This window comes from Cobetia amphilecti (genome assembly GCF_020217465.1).
GTDB lineage: Bacteria > Pseudomonadota > Gammaproteobacteria > Pseudomonadales > Halomonadaceae > Cobetia > Cobetia amphilecti.
On the sequence record NZ_CP084115.1, the window covers coordinates 2,029,247 to 2,049,127 of the forward strand.

A 19,881-nucleotide genomic window follows, 5' to 3' on the forward strand; every position below is an offset into this window, starting at 1 on the left:
TTTGAGTGTGCCGATGACGTTGGGTGCCAGCGTGCAAGCATCAAGAAAACAAATGGCATCCTGCGCCATGTGTACGCCGAGAAGTTGGACGGTAGTTGGACAAGACATTGGTCATGTAGGCATCAGGTGATATTATCCGCGCGCAATCTGATCATGTTTTTTCATTATAGTGTTGTTTGCCAGCAGGGCGCCGAGACAGCTCACGGCGTCTCTCCCGGACACTCACAAGGAAATCTCCATGCGCAATACCCCTGCAGCGGGCGGTGGCGAAGATGCCAGTGCCGAGCCGCGCACCGGCTTGTTTGCCAAGGTCAACCCGCCGGTCTTCTTCGGCGCGAATGCCATCATCCTGTTATTGGTGATCTTCACCGCGGTGTTCTCGGATACGGCCATGTCCGTGTTCGAGTCGGTCCAGCATTGGATCACCAACACCGTGAGCTGGTTCTACATCCTGTGCGTGGCCATCGTGCTGATCTCGGTGGTGTATGTCGGCTTCTCACGCCATGGCGAGATTCGCCTGGGGCCGGACCACTCACTGCCGGACTACAGCAACGTCACCTGGTTCGCGATGCTGTTCTCGGCGGGCATGGGCATCGGTCTGATGTTCTTCGGCGTGGCCGAGCCGGTGATGCACTTCCTCAACCCGCCGACAGGCACCCCGGAGCAGGTCGAGACCGCACGTGAAGCGATGAAGCTGACCTTCTTCCACTGGGGGCTGCATGCCTGGTCGATCTACGCCATCGTCGCGCTGATTCTGGCCTACTTCAGCTATCGCCATGACCTGCCGCTGACGCTGCGCAGTGCCTTGTATCCTCTGATCGGCAAGCGCATCTACGGTCCGATCGGCCATGCGGTGGACATCTTCGCCATCGTCGGCACTGTCTGTGGTGTCGCCACCACGCTGGGCTACGGTGTGGCACAGGTCAATGCCGGGCTCTCGCACCTGACCGGCATGCCGAACAACGACTGGACCCAGGTCGCGATCATCGTCGTGATCACCGGCCTTGCCACCATCTCGGTCGTGACCGGCCTGGACAAGGGCATCCGTATCCTGTCCGAGATCAACCTCGGCCTCGCCGTGGTGCTGTTGCTGTTCGTGCTGCTGCTCGGCCCGACCGCCTTCCTGCTCAAGGCCTTCGTCCAGAATTCCGGCTTCTACATGGCCGATATCGTCGGCAAGACCTTCGAACTCTACGCCTACGAACCCAATGACTGGATCGGTGGCTGGACGCTGCTCTACTGGGGTTGGTGGATGTCCTGGTCTCCGTTCGTCGGCATGTTCATCGCGCGTGTCTCGCGTGGCCGTACCATCCGGGAATTCGTGATCGGCGTGCTGTTCGTGCCGGCCGGTTTCACCCTGCTGTGGATGACCATCTTCGGCAACACCGCCATCTCGATGATTCTGGAGCAGAACGTCACGGCGCTGGTCGATACCGTCAACGACAACTATTCGCTGGCCCTGTTCACCTTCCTCGAGCAGCTGCCGCTGTCGTCCATCACCTCGGTGATCGCGCTGGTGATGGTCATCGTGTTCTTCGTCACCTCGGCGGATTCCGGCTCGATGGTGGTCGACATGCTGGCCTCCGGTGGTCGTGAAGACACCCCGATCTGGCAGCGTATCTACTGGGCCTTCACGGTGGGTCTTTTGGCCATCGTGCTGATGCTGGCCGGTGGGCTGGGGGCGCTGCAGACCGCCACCATCGCCACCGCCTTGCCGTTCGGCATGATTCTGCTGGCCGCGATCTTCGGCTTGCTGCGTCAGCTCAATCTCGAGTCCGTCAAGCGCCGCTCGCTGTCGGTGAACACCGCAGCCGCGACGCCGATGGGCGAGAAGGGCAACTGGCGCAAGCGTGCCCAGCACCTGATGAGCTTCCCGACGCGCGCCATGGTACGTGGCTTCCTGCGCGGCACTGTCGCGGAAGGCATGCAGGAGCTGGCCGAAGAGCTGCGTAGCCAGGGACTGGAAGTCGACGTCACCATCAGCCGTGATCGCGTCTACTTCAATGCACGCCATGGTGAGGAAGATGACTTCATCTACGGCGTGCGCATTCGCTCTCACCTGCGTCCGGACCTCAATCTGGATCAGGAAGACGAGGGGGATGAAGAGGACTACTGTCGTGCCGAGGTCTTCCTCAAGGAAGGCGGTCAGTCCTATGACCTGATGGGCTACAGCAAGGACCAGGTCATCAATGATCTGCTCGAGCAGTACGAGCGTCATATGCACTACCTGCACCAGCTGCGTCTGAGCCAGTCCGTCGGTCAATGATCCGAGCGGGCAGTCAGTGACGCTTCACGCGTCGCCATGACGCAAGAGCCCCTTGTGGAGAGATCCGCCGGGGGCTTTTGTCTGTCTGGATGAGGTTCCCTGAAGGATGCGGCCTGGATAGGACCTCTGTCGAAAGACGCCAGAATGTGAGGCCTCTTTTTCTCGGCTCAGGCATTAGCGCTGCTTATCCAGACGGCGTCGAGATCTTATTGGTCTCGCAAGCGGGGGGCCTATAGCATGGACTCTCCCCACAAAGTCGCATATCGGCTGGGGTCAGATGACATGCCGTGGCGTTGTCGTCTGCCAAGGTTCCCGCCCATGTCTGGCCGAAGGTGAACGCGATCTGTCCGCAATGTCCCCATGACGACTGAGGTTCCTTGAGCCCCGGCATCCGCAGTCATGAACAACGATACCGCTGTCACGAACGACGATAGCGGCATCATGAAAAATGATAATAAAAACCCGTCACGAGGTAGAAACATGTTGAAAGGAAAGGAACTGGATGCACTCATCGAGCAGCGAGGTGTCCTGAAGGGACTCAACTCGACGCTCGGTATCACCGCGATCACCATGACCGTGTTCTTCATTCTCTATGCGATTCTGTTGGGCAAGACGGCCAGCGATCAGTTTCTGGGCATCAAGGCCTGGATAGAGAGCACCCTGGGCTGGTACTACGTGCTGGTGATGTTCTCGACCTTCGTGGTCTGTCTTTACGTGATGTGTTCGCGTGTCGGGAAGATTCGGCTGGGGCGTGACGATGAGCGTCCCGAGTTCAGCAATTTTGCCTGGTTCTCGATGCTGTTCGGCTGCGGGACCGGCGCGGGCATGCTGTTCTTCTCGATGTCCGAGCCCATGATCCATTTCGCGAGTGACTGGAGCGGCGGCAATCCGTTTCTGAGTGCTGACGTCAAGGCGGCCGTTGCCGCCTTCTTCGAGGCCAAGCAGGCCGCCCTGGCGAGTGGTCTCATGCCGGGGGACGAAGGCTTCCCGGTGCCTGACAGCCGCGTCGCGGAAGCGGCCGCCGGGGGCATCAAGCTCACCGTCTTCCACTGGGGCACGATCGCCTGGGCCATGTATGCCATCGTCGGGCTGTCACTGGCTTATTTCGCCTTCCGCAAGGGCCTGCCGCTCTCGATGCGCTCGGCCCTCTATCCGCTGATCGGCAACCGGATCTACGGGCCCATCGGGCACACCGTCGATATCCTGACCGTGTTCGGTACCATTTTCGGCATCGCCACCACGCTCGGTCTGGGCGTCGAGCAGATCGGCTCCGGCCTGATGTCACTGGGCCTCATCGAAGAGAAGTCGCGCATGGTGACCGTGGTCTCCATCGTGTTGATCAGCGTCATCGCTACCCTGTCAGCGACCAGCGGCGTTGCACGCGGCATCAAGCTGCTTTCCACCTTTAATACCTGGGTCTGCCTCGGCATCCTGGCCTACTTCCTGCTGGTGAGCGACGCCAACTATCTGATTGCGAGCTCCATCACCGCGCTCGGGGATTACCTCACCGATGGCGTCTCGATGACACTGTGGACGGCGCGCACGCCGGACGAGCAAGTGTGGCAGGGCGGTTGGACCATCTTCTACTGGGGCTGGTGGATCGCCTGGGCCGGTTTCGTCGGCATGTTCATTGCCCGCATCTCGCGCGGCCGGACCATCCGTGAATTCATTCTCGGGGTGATGGTCATCCCTTCCATCGTGGCGCTGGTCTGGTTCGGCGTCATCGGCTCGGCGGGGATCTATCAGTCCCTGTACGGGGCCGACATGGGCATCTACACGGCTGCGGTCACCAACTGGGACTACGCCGGCACCCTCTACCACTCGTTCGAGGTGCTCACTCCCGGCATCGCCGCGACCGTGGCCAAGGTGGCCGCGCTGGTCGTGGTGATCATCTTCTTCGTCACGTCTGCGGATTCCGGCACCCTGGTGCTGGGACGCCTGCTGGCCTTCGGTCGTCGCCCCCCGGTTCAGCAACGCATCATCTGGGGCATGATGCTGGGCGCCGTGACCTTGATCCTGCTGTTGCTGGGGGGCGATCAGGCGCTCAAGTCCCTGCAGGCGGCCTCGATCGCCGGCGCCTTGCCGTTCACCTTCGTGCTGATCGCCATGATGATCGGACTGTTGAAATCGCTGCGCGAGGATGGCGAATCGATGATCGAGAACGAGGAGCATATCCGCAAGATGATCGAGAACGAGGTCCGCGACCTCTCCTGAGTTGCCGTTTGCCAGACGTATGCGCCTGACGCATGCGTTCGGTGTGCAAGACATGAGGCCTCTGCCCCCCGGCAGGGGCCTCGTTGTTTCTCGCTTTCGGGTCAGGGCTGTTTACCTCCTTGGGCTCAGGGCTGTTTCCCTTCTTGGGCTCAGGGCTGTTTCCCTGCTCCAGAGCAGGCCTGCGCATGTCACCAAGGTCGCAAGGCAATATCAAACGTACGTATGTTCCAATGCTGACAGGTCCATCGATTTCGCCAACGGCGCGCAGCATCGGTTTGCGGCTATGCTGTCGACAGTGAAGGGCCCACAGGCTGATACCCACCCGACGGAGTCCCGACAGCGCCTCACCACGCATCTCACCACGATGTCTTACGACCTGGTCTCACGACGACGTCTTGCAACGAGGTCTTACAACGACGTCTACAACAACAAGGTAGCGGGGGCAATGATGCCGAGCGCCCCACGTACTGATCAAGGAGCAACGCCATGCATGATCCCCTAGCGGCTCGACCCGATGAGTCAGGCAAGTCCACTACCGATACCACTGCCGATTCCACTACAGAACCTTCCCACGTGGCAGATGCCTCGCCCGACGCTTCGCGAGCACAGCCAACGGCAGGCGACATGAGTGGCATGTCGTGCCTGCGGTCTTCTCAGGAGGTGGATTTCAGCGGCTACGACTCCCTGATGGACATGCTGGAGAAGGCCTGCTCGGCGCATGGCGAGCGTCCTGCCTTTACCTGCATGGACCGCACCATGACGTTTGCGGAGCTGGATGCCACCAGTCGTCAGCTGGCGGATTGGTTCCAGCATGAAACTGACCTCAAGCTGGGCGATCGGGTCGCCATCCAGCTGCCCAATACGCTGATGTTTCCGGTGGTGGCCTTCGCCGTGCTGCGTGCAGGCCTGGTGCTGGTGAATACCAATCCGTTGTATACCGAACGTGAGATGGAGCATCAGTTCAATGACTCCGGCGCGCGGGCGTTGGTGGTGCTGGCCAACATGGCGGACAAGGTCGAACGCGTGCGGGAGCGCACTGGTCTCGAGTACGTGCTGGTCTGTGAGCTGGGCGACATGCACCCGGCCTTCAAGCGGCTGTTGATCAACACCGTGGTCAAGCACGTCAAGAAACTGGTGCCGAGCTATCATCTGCCCGACGCCATTTCGCTGCGCACGGCCATCTCGCAGGGCAAGTCCGAGCGCTGGGAACGGCCGACACTGGCACTCGATGATGTCGCTGTGCTGCAGTACACCGGCGGCACCACCGGGGTCGCCAAGGGCGCGATGCTGACTCACCGCAACCTGCTCGCCAACATGCTGCAAGGCAAGATGGCCCTCACGCAGGGCTTGAATCCCGGCCATGAGACGCTGGTGGCGCCGCTGCCGCTCTATCACATCTACGCCTTCACCATTCATCTGGCCTGCATGCTCAGTGAAGGCAATCACACCCTGCTGATTCCCAATCCGCGCGATATCCCGGGCTTCGTCAAGACGCTGCAAAAGCACGACTTCACGATGTTCGTCGGTCTCAATACGCTGTTCGTGGCGCTGTGCAACAACCCCGGCTTCCAGGCACTGGACTTCTCGAAGCTCAAGATCACCACCTCAGGGGGCGTGGCGCTGACGCGCAAGGCGGCAGAAGAGTGGAAGCGGGTCACCGGCAGCGATATCTCCGAGGGCTACGGCATGACCGAGACCTCGCCGATCGTGTCGTTCAACCCGCTGGATGCCATTCAGCTCGGCACCATCGGTCGGCCGATGCCCTCCACCGAGGTGCGCCTATATGACGATGAAGGCGCGCTGGTCGCGATGGGGGAGCCGGGCGAGCTGTGCGTGAAGGGGCCGCAGGTGATGAAGGGCTACTGGCAGCGTGAGCAGGCGACCAAGGACAGCTTCACTGCCGATGGCTTCCTGCGCACCGGTGATATCGCGGTCTTCCAGGACGATGGCTATATGCGCATCGTCGATCGCAAGAAGGACATGATCATCGTTTCCGGCTTCAACGTGTATCCCAATGAGGTCGAGGACGTCATCGTGCGTCACCCGGACGTGCTCGAGGCGGCCGCCGTCTCGGTGGTGGATGAGCGCAGTGGTGAGGCGATCAAGCTGTATGTCGTGCTCAAGGATGGCGCAGAGCTCGAGGCGGATGCGCTGCGAGACTGGTCGCGCAAGGAACTGGCCAGCTACAAGGTGCCGCGTCAGGTGGTCTTCATCGACGAGCTGCCCAAGACCAACGTCGGCAAGGTGCTCAGACGTGAGCTGCGCGACTCGCCGCCGGAATCTGCCTGACCTTGCCTTTGTGCTCTCCCCGTTGGTGACAGCCTGAAATACGGAGCCTAAACACAGCCCTTGAAACACGAACGCCCCGCTCAATGAGCGGGGCGTTCGTGTTTCAAGGCAAGGCGCTGGCGAGAATGCCTGCGCCTGGCGTCAGGCGTCTTTCTTGGGCTGGGTCGCGTTGTAGACCTCGAGGTCCAGCTCGTTCTCGGACTTGCCGACCAGGGTGGTGACCATCAGGTCGCCCGCGACATTCACGGTGGTACGCGCCATGTCGAGGATACGGTCGATACCGGCGATCACCGCGATGGCTTCCAGCGGCAGGCCTACCTGGCTCAGCACGATGGAGAGCATGATCAGGCCGGCGCCCGGCACACCGGCGGTGCCGATGGAGGCCAGGGTACCGGTCAGCACGATCATGCCGTAGTCCATCATCGACAGCTCGATGCCGGTCATCTGGGCGATGAACAGTGCCACCACGCCCTGATAGATGGCGGTGCCATCCATGTTGATGGTCGCGCCGACCGGCAGCACGAAGCCGGAGACACCTTCCGAGACGCCGAGGTTCTTCTGGGCGCAGCGAATGGAGATCGGCAGGGTGCCGGAGCTTGAAGCCGAGGAGAAGGCCACGACCAGTGCATCGACGATACCGCGCAGATAGCGCACCGGGTTCAGCTTGCCCAGCGTCGCCAGCAGGCCGGAGTAGACCACCAGCACGTGCACGATGCTCGCCAGATAGGCCACGCCGATCACCTTGGCCAGCGGCAGCAGCACATCCAGGCCGTAGTTGCCGGAGACATGCGCCATCAGACCGAAGACACCGAACGGCGCGAAGGCCATCACGAACTCGGTCAGCTTGTACATCACTTCGGCGAAGCTATCGAAGACGCGCACGACCGGCTCGCCCTTGTCGCCGATCATGATCAGCGAGATGCCGATCCCGATGGCGAAGACGATGATCTGCATGATGTTGCCGTTGGCCAGCGCATCGATCGGGTTGCTCGGCACCAGGTCGACCAGAATCTGCACCAGTGAGGGCGCATCCTTGGTTTCCATCGCCTTGTCGAAGTTGAACTCGAAGCCGGCACCTGGCTGGAAGATGCTGGAGGCCAGCATGCCGATGGCGATCGCGAAGGCGGTCGTCAGCAGGTAGAGGGCGATGGTCTTGCCGCCTATGCGGCCCATCTTCTGCGGGTCACGCATCGAGGTGATACCGACCACCAGGGTGCTGAAGACCAGCGGCACGATCAGCATCTTGATCGCATTGATGAAGATATCGCCCAGCGGCTTGAACATGCTGGCGCTTTCTCCCATCAGGGCACCAGCGAGTACCCCCAGGGCGAGGCCGCCCAGGATCTTCTGCCACAACGGCAAACGGCGCCACAGGTTAGGGCGGGAGGAATCACTCATGGAACTGTCCTTAGGTGTCTAGCGATGATCATCGCTGATGATGCTCAGGGCGCGCCCGAGTCTGTCGTCTCGATGCCTTGTCACGATTGCGCACTGCATTAAGCACTTTTTTGGTGCGGGAAGATTAACAGTCAGCCTTCACTCACCCTCTGCACCTTTAGTCGCAAAAAAGCGTTCTTACAGGCGAATTCAGCTTTCCATGCCGAACGCGCATGAGCCCATGCCGCAAAAGGTTCCACCAAAGAAGTAGTTGTCAGGCAGGCATATCGTCTGTCTTTGCGTTACCTTGACGTTAACGTTAACTGTTGGGCCGCCAGAGCGACTTTCCACTAGTCTGATGGTAGGCACTGTTGTCATCGTCGAATCGACAGCTTCCGGTTCGGCAGCTTGCGGTTCGACATTCATGAAGGTACGCCATTGCCTGCCCGGCCTCACGAGGGCTGGGTAATCCCTCAAACGCCTGATCGGTAAGAGAGGACGCTGAGCATGTCCGATACAACAACACGCGGACCCGTATCCCCGGGGACCGCGCCGCCCGATGGCTCACAGCCAGAGCTCAATGACTTGACCGCCATGCCGACGGCAGACCAGATCGCGCCGCAGGGGCCGACGGTGCTGCATCACCTGGCCTTCATGACCGGCGATGAACTCTGCATCCCGATCTTCAAGCGCCTGCGTCAGGACGGCACCCTTTATCCCGTCGATGTGCCACAGGGGCAGAGTGACGATACCCGGGGAGGCCAGTCGCAGGACAGTTCACCTATCGACCGCGACACGGCGCTCAAGATCTACCGGACGATGCTGTTCACCCGGGTGCTGGATGAGCGCATGCTGGCCGCCCAGCGCCAGGGGCGCTTGAGCTTCTACATGCAATGCACCGGCGAGGAAGCCACGGTGATCGGCAGTGCGGCGGCGCTTCAAGACGATGACATGATCATGGCGCAATACCGTGAGCAGGGGGCGCTGGCCTGGCGCGGCTTCAGCTGCGACGAATTCATGAACCAGATGTTCGGCAACGAGCGCGACTACGGCAAGGGCCGTCAGATGCCGATCCACTATGGGTCGCGTGACCTGCACTACATGACCATCTCCTCGCCGCTGGCGACCCAGATTCCCCAGGCGACCGGCTATGCCTACGGCCAGAAGCTGGCGGGCAAGGGGCAGTGCACCATCACCATCTTCGGTGAAGGGGCCGCCTCCGAGGGCGATTTCCATGCCGCCCTCAACATGGCCTCCGTGCATCGGGTGCCGTGCATCTTCCTGTGTCGCAACAATGGCTATGCCATTTCCACCCCGTCATGCGAGCAATTCGCTGCCGATGGCATCGCGCCACGCGCCTTCGGCTATCACATGCAGAGCATCCGGGTGGATGGCAATGACGTGATCGCCGTCTACGAAGCCACCCTGGCGGCGCGCAAGATCGCGGTCGAGACGAATCAGCCGGTATTGATCGAGGCGATGACCTATCGTCTGGCAGCGCACTCCTCCTCGGATGACCCCTCCGGGTATCGCAGCAAGAAGGAGGAGGCCATCTGGCGTGACAAGGACCCCATCCTGCGCATGCGCAACTGGCTGGAAGCGCAAGGCTGGTGGAGCGAGGAGGAGGAAAAGGCCACTGGCGATCAACTGCGTCGCGAAGTGCTTGAGTCCATGAAGCGTGCCGAGAAACTGGCGCCACCGGCGCTGGACACGCTGATCAGCGATGTCTACGACACGCCGACGCCGTTGCTCACGCAGCAGCTCGAAGACGTGAAACAGCATATTCGCAAGTATCCGCATGCCTATCCCAAGGGCGCCGCCAGCATGGGGTTCACTGCGCAGGAGCTGGAAGACAGTCGCAAGGCGTATCAGGCACGTCAGCAGCGCATGCAGAGCCATCAGCCGGTAGAGAGCCATCAGCCTGTGGATGGAGGCCAGACATCATGAGTGAGCAGATGAGTGAACAGCCGTTGGAGAAAACGCCAGTGACAGACTCAGCTGCGGCGAGTTCAGCGGCGAAAGAAGCGTCTGCGGCGACGGGCAGCAAGGATGGAGCAGCCTCGGCCTCGGGCAAGAAACAGATGAACATGCTGCAGGCGATCAACAATGCGTTGGATATCGCCATGGCCGCCAATCCCCGTGTGGTGCTGTTCGGGGAGGACGTCGGGGTATTCGGCGGCGTTTTCCGGGCCACCAGCCACCTGCAGGACAAATACGGTCGAGAGCGCTGCTTCAATACGCCACTCACCGAGCAGGGCATCATCGGGTTCGCCAACGGGCTGGCGGCGCAGGGCTCGACGCCGGTGGCCGAGATCCAGTTCGCCGACTACATCTTCCCCGCCTTTGACCAGATCGTGAACGAGGCGGCCAAGTTCCGCTATCGCTCCGGTGATCTGTTCGATGTCGGCGGCCTGACGATTCGCACGCCCTATGGTGGCGGCATCGCAGGCGGGCTCTATCACTCCCAGTCGCCCGAGGCCTATTTCGCGCATACCCCGGGCCTCAAGATCGTGATGCCACGCAATCCCCACCAGGCCAAGGGGCTCTTGCTGGCGGCGATTCGCGATCCCAATCCGGTGCTGTTCATGGAGCCCAAGCGGCTCTATCGCGCCTCGGTGGGTGAGGTGCCAGAAGCCGATTACGAACTGCCCCTGGGCGTGGCCGACGTCATTCGTGAAGGCCGCGATATCACGTTGCTCGGCTGGGGCGCTCAGATGGAGGTCATCGAGAAGGCCGCTGCGCTCGCCGAGCAGGATGGCATCGACTGCGAGATCATTGACCTGCGCAGCATTCTGCCCTGGGACATCGAGACGGTGTGTGACTCGGTGCTCAAGACGGGGCGCCTGGTAGTCAGTCATGAAGCGCCGCTGACGGGAGGTTTTGCCAGCGAGATTGCCGCCACCGTGCAGGAGCGTTGCTTTTTGTATCTCGAGGCGCCGATCCGACGCGTCACTGGCCTTGATACGCCGTTCCCGCTGGTGCTCGAGAAGGAGCATCTGCCGGACGAGCTCAAGATCTACGAGGCCATCAAGCAAAGCTTGAATTACTGATGACAGGGAGTGATGCGCGCCATGAATGATTTCATCCTGCCCGATATCGGCGAAGGCATCGTCGAGTGCGAGCTGGTCAAGTGGTTGATCAAGGAAGGCGACGTGATCGAGGAAGATCAGCCGGTGGCCGAGGTCATGACAGACAAGGCGTTGGTGGAAATCCCCGCGCCCCACGCCGGCACCGTGGTCAAGCTTTACTGTCAGGAAGGCGAGATTGCCCGAGTCCATGCGCCGCTGTTTGCGGTGGATGATGGCAGTGACAGTGATGGTGACAAGACCGGACACGGCGAGCGTGAGGATGACCACGCCGGCGATGTCATGACGGTTGCCGCGCCTGCTCGCTCGACGGCACAGACTCAGTCAGCTGCCAGCCAGGCGACCAGCAGTCAGTCGGATGTCACAACGTCAGCACCCGCGGCGGCAGCTACCAATGGTGCAGCTACCACACCAACAGCCGCGGTCCTTGAGCGGCGCTCGCGTGATTTCATCCTGCCGGATATCGGCGAAGGCATCGTCGAATGTGAAGTGGTCACCTGGCACGTCGCGGAAGGCGACACGGTGGAAGAAGACCAGACGATCGTGGATGTTATGACCGACAAGGCGCTGGTCGAGATCACCGCCTCGGAGCCCGGGCGTATCGTGCGCTTTCATTACGCCCAGGGCGAGAATGCCCGAGTGCATACGCCGCTGTATGCCTATGTGCCTGATGAGGAGGCAGAGGCTGAAAGCGCTGAGAGCGCTGAGGGCGACGTCACCGCGCCTGAGCGCAAGCAGGCTCAGCCAGAGCGTCTGGCGAAGCACCGCCAGGAGGGCGACTACAAGAGCGACAAAAAGAGTGGGCAAGACGGGCGTCACGAGGAGAGCCGGCCTCGCATACCCGCGACCCCTGCCGTGCGCCGCCTATTGCGCGAACATCAGCTCGATATCCAGGCCATTGCTGGCTCGGGGCGTAACGGCCGGGTGCTGAAGGAAGATGTGTTGGCATATCTCAAGCAATCCGAGGCTCGCGAGATTGACGCGACGCCTGATGACTCTCACAAGGTCGGCGCTGCCGCCGAGACCGACAAGGCAGCTGCCGAAGCGTGTGCTGTGGCCAGTGACGTGTCCAGTCACGAGGTGCGATCGTCACGCCTTGAGTCGAAAGCGGTACCGCTCAAGGGTGTCGCGGCGGTAATGGCTCGGCGCATGGTGCAGGCCAGCACGCAGATCCCGCATTTCCATTACGGCGATGAGCTCGATATCACCGACCTGCTGGCGTTGCGGGCCCGCCTCAAGGTACGCGCCGAGCAGCAGGGCATTCGCCTGACCCTGATGCCGTTCATCATGAAGGCCATGGCGCTGGCGGTCATCGAGGAGCCGATTCTCAATGCGCGTCTCAGTGAGGATGAGAGCGAGATTCTCTATCAGGGCGCCTGCAACATCGGCATGGCGGTGGACAGTGCCAGCGGGCTGATGGTGCCGAATGTGAAGGGCGTCGAGCGTCTGAGCATTCTCGAGATCGCGCGTGAGGTCGGGCGGCTGACCGAGGCTGCGCGCAGCGGGCGCGTTGCCCAGGCGGACCTCAAGGGCGGCACCTTGACGATCTCCAATATCGGGGCTCTGGGCGGCACCTACGCCGCGCCGATCATCAACCAGCCGGAGGTCGCCATCGTCGCGCTGGGGCGCACTCAGCGTCTACCGCGCTTCGATGGCGAGGGCAATGTCTGTGCGCGTGACATCATGACCATCACCTGGGCGGGGGATCATCGCATCATCGATGGCGGGACCATCGCGCGCTTCAGCAATCTGTGGAAGCACTATCTCGAGCACCTTGACGAAATGCTGCTGTCGCTGTCATGAGGCGCTGCTTGCTCCAGAGGCCCCAGCTAGAGAGCATCTCGCATGAGTGATGCGCGCGCCCACGAGCGTCTGCAACAGTTCTATATCCCGGAAGAGCAGTCGATCTATCTGCTCTCGCATCATGATGCCAAGAAGCTCAAGGACTGGGTGGCGCTGTGCATCGCCCAGCTCGAGGGGCTTGGCTACCGGGATATCCATCTGGTCGGCAAGGGCGCCTACGGTTTCGTGTTCGCCGGCTGGCGCCTGGGCGAAGACCGGCGCACGCGTGAAGAACATGTCTTCAAGTTCACGCGGGTGACTCTTCCCCAGGCCCTGCAGGACCGCCTGGAGGAAGAGGCCTACATGCTCGACCAGGTCGCTCACCCGCTGATTCCGCGTCTGGTCAGCTATCAGCGGGTACGGCGGCAGTCGATTCTGGTCATGCAGCGCGCGCCGGGCATCAATCTCGAGGAATATTCGCTGCGTCACGGGCGCATGTCGCCGCGTCTGGTGGTCAAGATCGCCAGTCAGCTGGCCGACATTCTCAAGTCGCTGCGCGGGTCATCGACAGGGGCAGGCACGCCACCAGTCGTGCATGGTGACATCAAGCCGTCGAATCTGGTCTTCGATGTCGAGCGGGAACAGGTGGCATTGATCGACTGGGGCAGTTCGGTATTCGCTCAGCTCGATGAGCATCAGCAGTTCATCACCACCAACGTGATGCAGCTGATGTCGGATAACCTGCAACAGACCAATGCGCGTCTGGGCGATGTCTATTTCATCGGCGAGGAGCAGCTCAATGGTGCGCTGTCCTCGCCGCGCTTCGATGAGCAGGGCGTGGCCGCCACACTCTATGCGCTGGCGTCTGGCCAGTCGTGTCGCTTCGGCGTGCGCGCCATTCCGGCGGTGTCGCTGGGGTTACCCCGGGAATTCGCGCGTCTGCTCGATGGCATGCTGGCGGATGACCCGCAGCTGCGCATGCAGGCCGGCGACTACTTCCTGCGCGAGATGGGCAGGATCTCGCGGCTGGTGATGCCGGAATTGCCTCTCGAGCCGCCACAGTCTCTGCTGCCGGTATGGGTGAGGCCGGCAACGCGCGAGATCGACACGGTCGTCTATACCTCGCGCAAATCCTTCCTGCGTGAGGCCTTCGAGGCAGACGAGACCGGCGAACATGCTGGCAACGCGCTGGACGCCGTCAATGATGTCCAGCTGGATCGTTACTACAAGAACTTCATGCAAGGCATGGGCGGCACCGAAAAAGCCTTCCTGGCCGCGGTCAGTCGTCTGGGCAAATACCCTATCGTCGGCGGTCTGGCGATTCGCTGGGAGCCGCAAGGCATCTTCGTGGATACTGCGCTGCACCTGCATGACCCTGCCTTGAAGGCCGCCTTCGTCGTCGCGATCAACAACATGGTCGCTCTGGCGCGTGCCATCTATCGCCAGGGCGTGTTCAAGGCGTGTCTGTTCAATGCCCGCGATACCCTGCATCTGGAGCGGGAAGACCCGGAGGCCGCCTTCGTCTTCGCGCCGACGGCAGACGGGGAGGCCAGACCTCGCTTGAGCTATGAGGTCAGTGCGGTGCCGGAGCTCGAGGATGACTCGCGCGTGCACTCCTACTTCGAGGACGGCCCGGACCCTGAAGAACTGCTGGTGCTGCCCGAGGAGATATTGAAGGCACTGGAGTCACTCAATGCCATCCACCACACCGGCATGCTGATCTTCGAAGCCCTGCCACACCACCTCAAGATTCACAGTTATTACCGACTGCTGGACCCCTCGCGAGAGCAGGAATTCGCGCGTCTGCTGGCGGAGATTCTCGATGCCGTGCCGCTGATCTCCGGGTTGGGAATTTCCGGCTTCATGAAGATGCCCTACAAGAACACCAAGCATTTCGATCATATCGAGGCGCAACCCGAACGCTTCTATCCTCGGGACCCGCGTGCGGTGTGAAAAGGAGTTTGCCTTGGAAGGCAGTCGCATGGTGATGTCGATTTATATAACCGTGATTATCGTGATTCGTGTTAGTGTCACATCGCGTGATCATTGCTGATCTTGCTGAACTCAATAATCAGATCGATTAAAATCGATAACCTACAGGGAACGTACTCATGTCTCGACCTATCGCCCGGAAATTGCGTCAAGCCTCAGGTGGTCTGGCTATTCTGGCGCTGCTGGCAGGATGTAGCGCGCATACGACGATCAGCAGCCCGTCAGAGACCGCGCGTATCAACTTGAAAGATGTCACCAGAGATCAGTCTACCGTTCAAGAAACGCTACCCACCACCAGCTTCGGCAATTACGAGTTTGAAGTAGTGGATGACAACAAGATGCCCATGTATGGCATTCTGCCGCTGAAGTTCAATGGTGGTTATCTGGCGCTTGATATCCTGTTCTTTGCCCCCGCCGCATTCTTCAATCTGCGTGAAGTCCACCCTTATTACGAAATCGACCATGACGAGGGTGTCGTGCGTTATCGTGATGAGAAGGGCGGAGAATGGACACCCTATACACCCACCGAGGAAGAAGCCGAGCGTGCACGCAAATACTTTGCCGCGCATCGTGATGATGTAATCTCGCAGACCAGCGCACAGCAGTAAGCGTGATGCCCGAAGTCGGTAAAGTCGTCTGATTTATTGCTTTGATACGACAGCGCCGCACCAGAGGCTTTCTGGTGCGGCGCTGTCGCATGTGACAACAGGTTGATGCGGCAAGCGAGCAGACTCTCGCTGAAGGGTCAGTCCTTCATCTGACGCGGGCGCGTCATGGCCTGCGGGGACAGCAGTGCCTCCAGGCGTGCTTCATCCAGCAGGCCTTCCTCGCGTACCAGTTCCAGCACGCTGCGACCGCTGACCAGGGCTTCCTTGGCGATGCGGGTGGCGTTGTCATAGCCGATATACGGGTTGAGCGCGGTGATCAGGCCGATGGAATTGTTGACCAGCTCGGCGCAGCGATCACGGTTGGCGGTGATGCCGATCACGCAGCGATTCTTGAGCATGGTCATGGCACGGCTCAGCTGGCGGATGGAGTCGAGCAGCTTGTAGGCGATCAGCGGCTCCATCACGTTGAGCTGCAGCTGGCCGGCTTCCGCCGCCATGGTCAGCGCGGTGTCGTTGCCGATGACATCGAAGGCGACCTGATTGACGGCTTCCGGAATCACCGGGTTGACCTTGCCCGGCATGATCGAGCTGCCCGGCTGCTGAGGCGGCAGGTTGATCTCGTTGAAGCCGGTGCGCGGGCCTGAGGACAGCAGGCGCAGGTCGTTGCAGATCTTGGATAGCTTGACCGCCAGGCGCTTGAGCATGCCGTGGAAGAGCACGAAGGCACCCATGTCGCTGGTGGCCTCGACCAGGTCCGATGCCGGGCGGAAGTCGATGCCGGAACGACGTGCCAGAGCCTCGATCGCCAGAGCGCTGTAGCGCGGGTCGGCATTGATGCCGGTGCCGATCGCGGTCCCGCCCAGATTGACCTCCTTGAGCAACTCATTGAGGTTGGCGATGCGATCGACGTCTTCCCGCAGAGTGTTGGCGAAGGCGCGGAATTCCTGGCCCAGCGTCATCGGCACCGCGTCCTGCAGCTGGGTGCGACCCATCTTGACCACGTCATCGAATTCCAGCGCCTTGGTGGCGAAGGCATTGGCCAGTTCGCTCAGCGCATCCACCAGCATCGAGTGGCTGCGCAGCAGGCCGACACGGATGGCGGTCGGGTAGGCGTCGTTGGTGGACTGCGCCATGTTGACGTGATTGTTGGGGTGCAGCTGCTGGTAATCGCCTTTCTCGTAGCCCAGGAACTCGAGACCAAGATTGGCGATCACTTCGTTGGCATTCATGTTGGTCGAGGTGCCGGCGCCGCCCTGGATCATGTCGACCACGAACTGATCATGATGATCGCCATTCATCAGACGCGCACAGGCGTGCTGGATGGCATCGTGTTCGCGTGTCTCGAGATAGCCCAGCGCATGGTTGGCTTCGGCGGCGGCGGCCTTGACCAGCGCGAGCCCTTCGACGAGACGCGGGAAGTGCGACAACGGCACGCCGGAGAGGTGGAAGTTGTTCAGCGCGCGCTGGGTCTGCACACCGTAGTAGGCATCAGCCGGCACCGGCTCGCGCCCGAGGAGATCCTTTTCAAGTCGGAAGCCGTTGGCCAGTGCCTCACGCTCGGCATGGCTCAAGTCGGCCGGCGTGGCAGTTGCCGGGGTGGCATTGGCGGCGATGGGGGTTTCCGAGAGATGGTTCACTTGGGCGGAACTCCTGGCTGAAGTACACTGTGGCGCTTGAATGGCGGCTAGGTGGACAAGGGTAACCAGCGCAGCCCCTCGGCGGCCAATGCCATTCAACGCTGCCGTATACGTCAAACGCATAAGACGAAGGTGGTGGTGCGCCGCGACGCACCATTCTCCATGACAAGACCCTGCATGACCGGCCAGGCAAGCCTCGCTTGGGCATGTTCGACATTTTTGGGAGTTCGGGTGAACCTGGAAACTAAGTGGTTGGAAGATTTCGTTGCGCTGTCCAATACCCGCAGCTTCTCCACCTCGGCTCGCCTGCGACACGTTACCCAGCCTGCGTTCAGTCGCCGCATCCGTGCGCTTGAACAGGCCGTGGGCACTACGCTGGTCGACCGCTCGACGACCCCGGTCAGTCTGACGCCGGAGGGCCAGCTGTTCCTGGTCACCGCGCGCAACCTGACAGAGCAGCTGTCAGAGTGTCTCGCCCACCTGCGCGGGCTGGGCATGGCCAACGAGACCCTGGATATCGCGGCCGCGCATTCGCTGGCGCTGGCCTTCTTCCCCAAGTGGATCTCGCGTCTCCAGCAGGGCCTGGGGGAGTTGCCGACACGCCTATCCGCGATGAATGTCGGCGACGCCATTCACTCGCTGCGCGAAGGCAACTGCGACTTGATGCTCGCCTATTACGACCCTTACGCCAGCATGCAGCTGGACGCCGAGGCCTTCCCGTCCTTCTCTGTCGCCAAGGTCAACATGCTGCCGGTATGCGTGCCGCTGGAGAATGGCGAGCCCCGCTTCCCGCTGACCGGGCAGAGCGAGACCAGCCAGGATGCGATTCCCCTGCTGTCCTACACCCAGGGCGCATTTCTGGGCCGTAGCGTGAAGATGCTGCTCAAGAATGATCCGCTGCGCCTGCGCCTGCGCACCGTCTATGAGATGGCGATGGCCGAGGGCCTCAAGGGCATGGCCTTGCAGGGCGTCGGCATGGCGTGGATTCCGGATTTCTGCATTCGCGATGAGCTGGAAAGCGGCAAGCTGGTGCGCGCGGGCAACGAGGCGTGGGATATCCCGCTGGAGATTCGTCTCTATCGTTGCTCCCTTGTCCACAAGCCCGGCATCGACAAGCTGTGGAAGCAGCTGATGAATCTGCCGCGAGATTTCCTCGAAGCCTGAGCCTGAGAGTTGCAAGCGAAGACAAAGACAAAGTCAAAGGCGAAGGCGAAGACAAAAGAAAGCCAGGTGTCTTGTGATGAAAACGGCAGCCCCGCGGGGCTGCCATTTTCGTTGTGCTGATGCAGGGAAGTGTGCGAGCGCCTGCATGGGCCGTTCCGGGAAGTCAGAAACTGCTTTGGCCTGCATGCAGGCCGAGGAAATTCTGAATGATAAAGAAGTGGTCCTCGAAGAGAGTGTCGGGCTCCAGATCCGCCAGTGCGACCCAGCGTGCCTGCTCCTCGTTCTCGCCTCCGCCGCTTCTGAGCTTGGGAAGCTGCTGCTCCGGGCGCAGGGCGAAGTAGAAGGCCTCTGCCAGGGTGCGTCCGCGCCAGCTGCGATGTGGCGCGTCAAACAGACGCTGTCCGCGCAAAGAGCCACGCAGTACCGGTTCCGGCACCTTGAGGCGCACACGCTCCTTGAGCTCACGCAGGCAGGCATCCAGCAGGCGCTCCTGGGGTTGCACGAAGCCGCCGGGCAGGGCGTAAAGCCCCTTGCCGGGTGCCGCGCGACGTGTGGTGAGCAGCACATGGCCGGACTGCACCACCACGGCGTTGACCGTGATGAACAGTGGCGGGTAGGGCGCATCGCTCCAGGCGGCGCGATATTGCTCCAGCAGGCGGCGTTCCTCGACCAGCCCTTGCCACGCGGTCTCATCCAGGAAGCCATGCAGATGCTGAGCCACCGGCGGTGGCAGCAGCTCCAGCCCCTCGTTGTCCAGCCAATCCTCCGCACGGGCGCGCTCGGTGAAGATGACCTCACGAATACGGCTGGCCTCCATCCCCTCGCGCAGTGGCACCGCTACCGACTCCCACTGCGGGAAGAGACTCAGGTAGTAGCTTGACTGGCTGTTGCTGTCACGACGATTGGCACCGATCAGCGCGATTCTCGGCATCCGGTTGGCCTGCGGACGCGCGATATCGCGTACCTTGCGCTGCACATCACGTACCCAGACATCGTCGTTGTAGAGGGCGTCCAGCAACGGCACGATTTCCAGGCGCGCATTGTCGGCATCGTCAAAGCAACTGCGGATCATGCGCGTGCGTTCAGAGAAGGTGAACGGGTTGCGCAGTGAACGTGCCTGCCAGGCAGAACCGACCAGCACGATGACCTGCCGTGCGAGGCGCAGGGCCTCTTCCATCACGGCAACATGGCCATGGTGCATGGGCTGGAAGCGACCGATGAAGACCAGGCAGTCGTACTGGGTGTCGGCGATCGCGGGAGAATCCTGAGTGCGAAGCGTTGCAGCGGGTGCAGAGGGCAACGTTGTCGTCGAAGGCATGATGAGCTCCGTGGCAGGCAGGATGGGGCGGCGTATGAGGCGCTTGCCCAGTGAGATTCCGCTAGCGTATCAGATTATGTGCATGCGCCGAACGGCTTGCCATCCACTCTCGTCTGGTAAGGGGTAGTCAATAGTTTATCCCGTTATC

General features: G+C 61.3%; 13 protein-coding genes and 1 pseudogene. 10 read left to right on the plus strand and 4 right to left on the minus strand.

Annotated elements, in window-relative coordinates:
- Positions 1–238 precede the first annotated feature (238 nt).
- The 3 genes from LCW13_RS08695 (at position 239) to LCW13_RS08705 (ending at position 6,769) form a co-directional block, all read left to right on the plus strand.
- Positions 239–2,266 carry a BCCT family transporter gene (locus LCW13_RS08695; RefSeq protein WP_225348069.1) on the plus strand — a complete coding sequence of 676 codons (2,028 nt, stop codon included), beginning with the start codon at positions 239–241 and terminating at the stop codon, positions 2,264–2,266.
- Positions 2,267–2,746: 480 nt separating this feature from the next.
- Positions 2,747–4,480 (plus strand): BCCT family transporter, encoded by a 1,734-nt coding sequence (locus tag LCW13_RS08700; protein ID WP_215824398.1) that lies wholly within the window; start codon positions 2,747–2,749, stop codon positions 4,478–4,480.
- A gap of 624 nt (positions 4,481–5,104) precedes the next feature.
- On the plus strand, positions 5,105–6,769 hold the full coding sequence (locus tag LCW13_RS08705; protein WP_153636859.1) for an AMP-binding protein: 1,665 nt from the start codon (positions 5,105–5,107) through the stop codon (positions 6,767–6,769).
- A 141-nt stretch (positions 6,770–6,910) separates the two neighbouring features.
- Here LCW13_RS08705 and LCW13_RS08710 read toward each other — a convergent pair whose 3' ends face one another.
- Both LCW13_RS08710 and LCW13_RS08715 read right to left on the minus strand, forming a co-directional pair.
- Positions 6,911–8,167: a dicarboxylate/amino acid:cation symporter gene (locus tag LCW13_RS08710; RefSeq protein WP_054556697.1), complete on the minus strand. Its 1,257-nt coding sequence runs from the start codon at positions 8,165–8,167 to the stop codon at positions 6,911–6,913.
- Positions 8,168–8,356: 189 nt separating this feature from the next.
- Positions 8,357–8,572: a hypothetical protein gene (locus LCW13_RS08715; RefSeq protein ID WP_206752249.1), complete on the minus strand. Its 216-nt coding sequence runs from the start codon at positions 8,570–8,572 to the stop codon at positions 8,357–8,359.
- A 168-nt stretch (positions 8,573–8,740) separates the two neighbouring features.
- On the opposite strand from LCW13_RS08715, the gene LCW13_RS08720 reads away from it, so the two are divergent.
- The 6 genes and pseudogenes from LCW13_RS08720 (at position 8,741) to LCW13_RS08745 (ending at position 15,614) form a co-directional block, all read left to right on the plus strand.
- A complete protein-coding gene (locus tag LCW13_RS08720; protein WP_404813684.1) occupies positions 8,741–10,093 on the plus strand; it encodes a thiamine pyrophosphate-dependent dehydrogenase E1 component subunit alpha in 1,353 nt (450 codons plus the stop codon).
- A 134-nt stretch (positions 10,094–10,227) separates the two neighbouring features.
- Entirely contained in the window at positions 10,228–11,196 is a 969-nt protein-coding gene (locus LCW13_RS08725; protein WP_043333588.1) for an alpha-ketoacid dehydrogenase subunit beta, read from the plus strand.
- Between the two features lie 21 nt (positions 11,197–11,217).
- Positions 11,218–11,376, plus strand: a pseudogene (locus LCW13_RS17525) (biotin/lipoyl-containing protein); the annotation flags it as partial.
- Positions 11,377–11,682: 306 nt separating this feature from the next.
- Complete coding sequence (locus LCW13_RS08735; RefSeq protein ID WP_225348133.1) at positions 11,683–13,035, plus strand: 2-oxo acid dehydrogenase subunit E2; 1,353 nt, start codon at positions 11,683–11,685, stop codon at positions 13,033–13,035.
- 42 nt (positions 13,036–13,077) lie between these two features.
- On the plus strand, positions 13,078–14,967 hold the full coding sequence (locus tag LCW13_RS08740; protein WP_215824401.1) for a protein kinase domain-containing protein: 1,890 nt from the start codon (positions 13,078–13,080) through the stop codon (positions 14,965–14,967).
- 158 nt (positions 14,968–15,125) lie between these two features.
- Entirely contained in the window at positions 15,126–15,614 is a 489-nt protein-coding gene (locus LCW13_RS08745) for a hypothetical protein (RefSeq protein ID WP_225348070.1), read from the plus strand.
- A gap of 137 nt (positions 15,615–15,751) precedes the next feature.
- Here LCW13_RS08745 and LCW13_RS08750 read toward each other — a convergent pair whose 3' ends face one another.
- Positions 15,752–17,161: an aspartate ammonia-lyase gene (locus LCW13_RS08750; protein WP_225348134.1), complete on the minus strand. Its 1,410-nt coding sequence runs from the start codon at positions 17,159–17,161 to the stop codon at positions 15,752–15,754.
- Between the two features lie 321 nt (positions 17,162–17,482).
- On the opposite strand from LCW13_RS08750, the gene LCW13_RS08755 reads away from it, so the two are divergent.
- Positions 17,483–18,415: a LysR substrate-binding domain-containing protein gene (locus tag LCW13_RS08755; protein WP_054556694.1), complete on the plus strand. Its 933-nt coding sequence runs from the start codon at positions 17,483–17,485 to the stop codon at positions 18,413–18,415.
- 163 nt (positions 18,416–18,578) lie between these two features.
- Here the strand turns inward: LCW13_RS08755 and LCW13_RS08760 are convergent, their stop codons facing one another.
- Complete coding sequence (locus LCW13_RS08760) at positions 18,579–19,733, minus strand: bifunctional nicotinamide-nucleotide adenylyltransferase/Nudix hydroxylase (protein WP_107334817.1); 1,155 nt, start codon at positions 19,731–19,733, stop codon at positions 18,579–18,581.
- Between the last annotated feature and the right edge of the window lie 148 nt (positions 19,734–19,881).

Excerpts from the sequence above, each read along its gene's own strand:
- LCW13_RS08695 (WP_225348069.1), top strand. The coding sequence starts at position 239 with ATGCGCAATACCCCTGCAGCGGGCGGTGGCGAAGATGCCAGTGCCGAG.
- LCW13_RS08700 (WP_215824398.1), top strand. The coding sequence starts at position 2,747 with ATGTTGAAAGGAAAGGAACTGGATGCACTCATCGAGCAGCGAGGTGTC.
- LCW13_RS08705 (WP_153636859.1), top strand. The coding sequence starts at position 5,105 with ATGAGTGGCATGTCGTGCCTGCGGTCTTCTCAGGAGGTGGATTTCAGC.
- LCW13_RS08710 (WP_054556697.1), bottom strand. The coding sequence starts at position 8,167 with ATGAGTGATTCCTCCCGCCCTAACCTGTGGCGCCGTTTGCCGTTGTGG.
- LCW13_RS08715 (WP_206752249.1), bottom strand. The coding sequence starts at position 8,572 with ATGAATGTCGAACCGCAAGCTGCCGAACCGGAAGCTGTCGATTCGACG.
- LCW13_RS08720 (WP_404813684.1), top strand. The coding sequence starts at position 8,741 with ATGCCGACGGCAGACCAGATCGCGCCGCAGGGGCCGACGGTGCTGCAT.
- LCW13_RS08725 (WP_043333588.1), top strand. The coding sequence starts at position 10,228 with ATGAACATGCTGCAGGCGATCAACAATGCGTTGGATATCGCCATGGCC.
- LCW13_RS08740 (WP_215824401.1), top strand. The coding sequence starts at position 13,078 with ATGAGTGATGCGCGCGCCCACGAGCGTCTGCAACAGTTCTATATCCCG.
- LCW13_RS08745 (WP_225348070.1), top strand. The coding sequence starts at position 15,126 with ATGTCTCGACCTATCGCCCGGAAATTGCGTCAAGCCTCAGGTGGTCTG.
- LCW13_RS08760 (WP_107334817.1), bottom strand. The coding sequence starts at position 19,733 with ATGCCTTCGACGACAACGTTGCCCTCTGCACCCGCTGCAACGCTTCGC.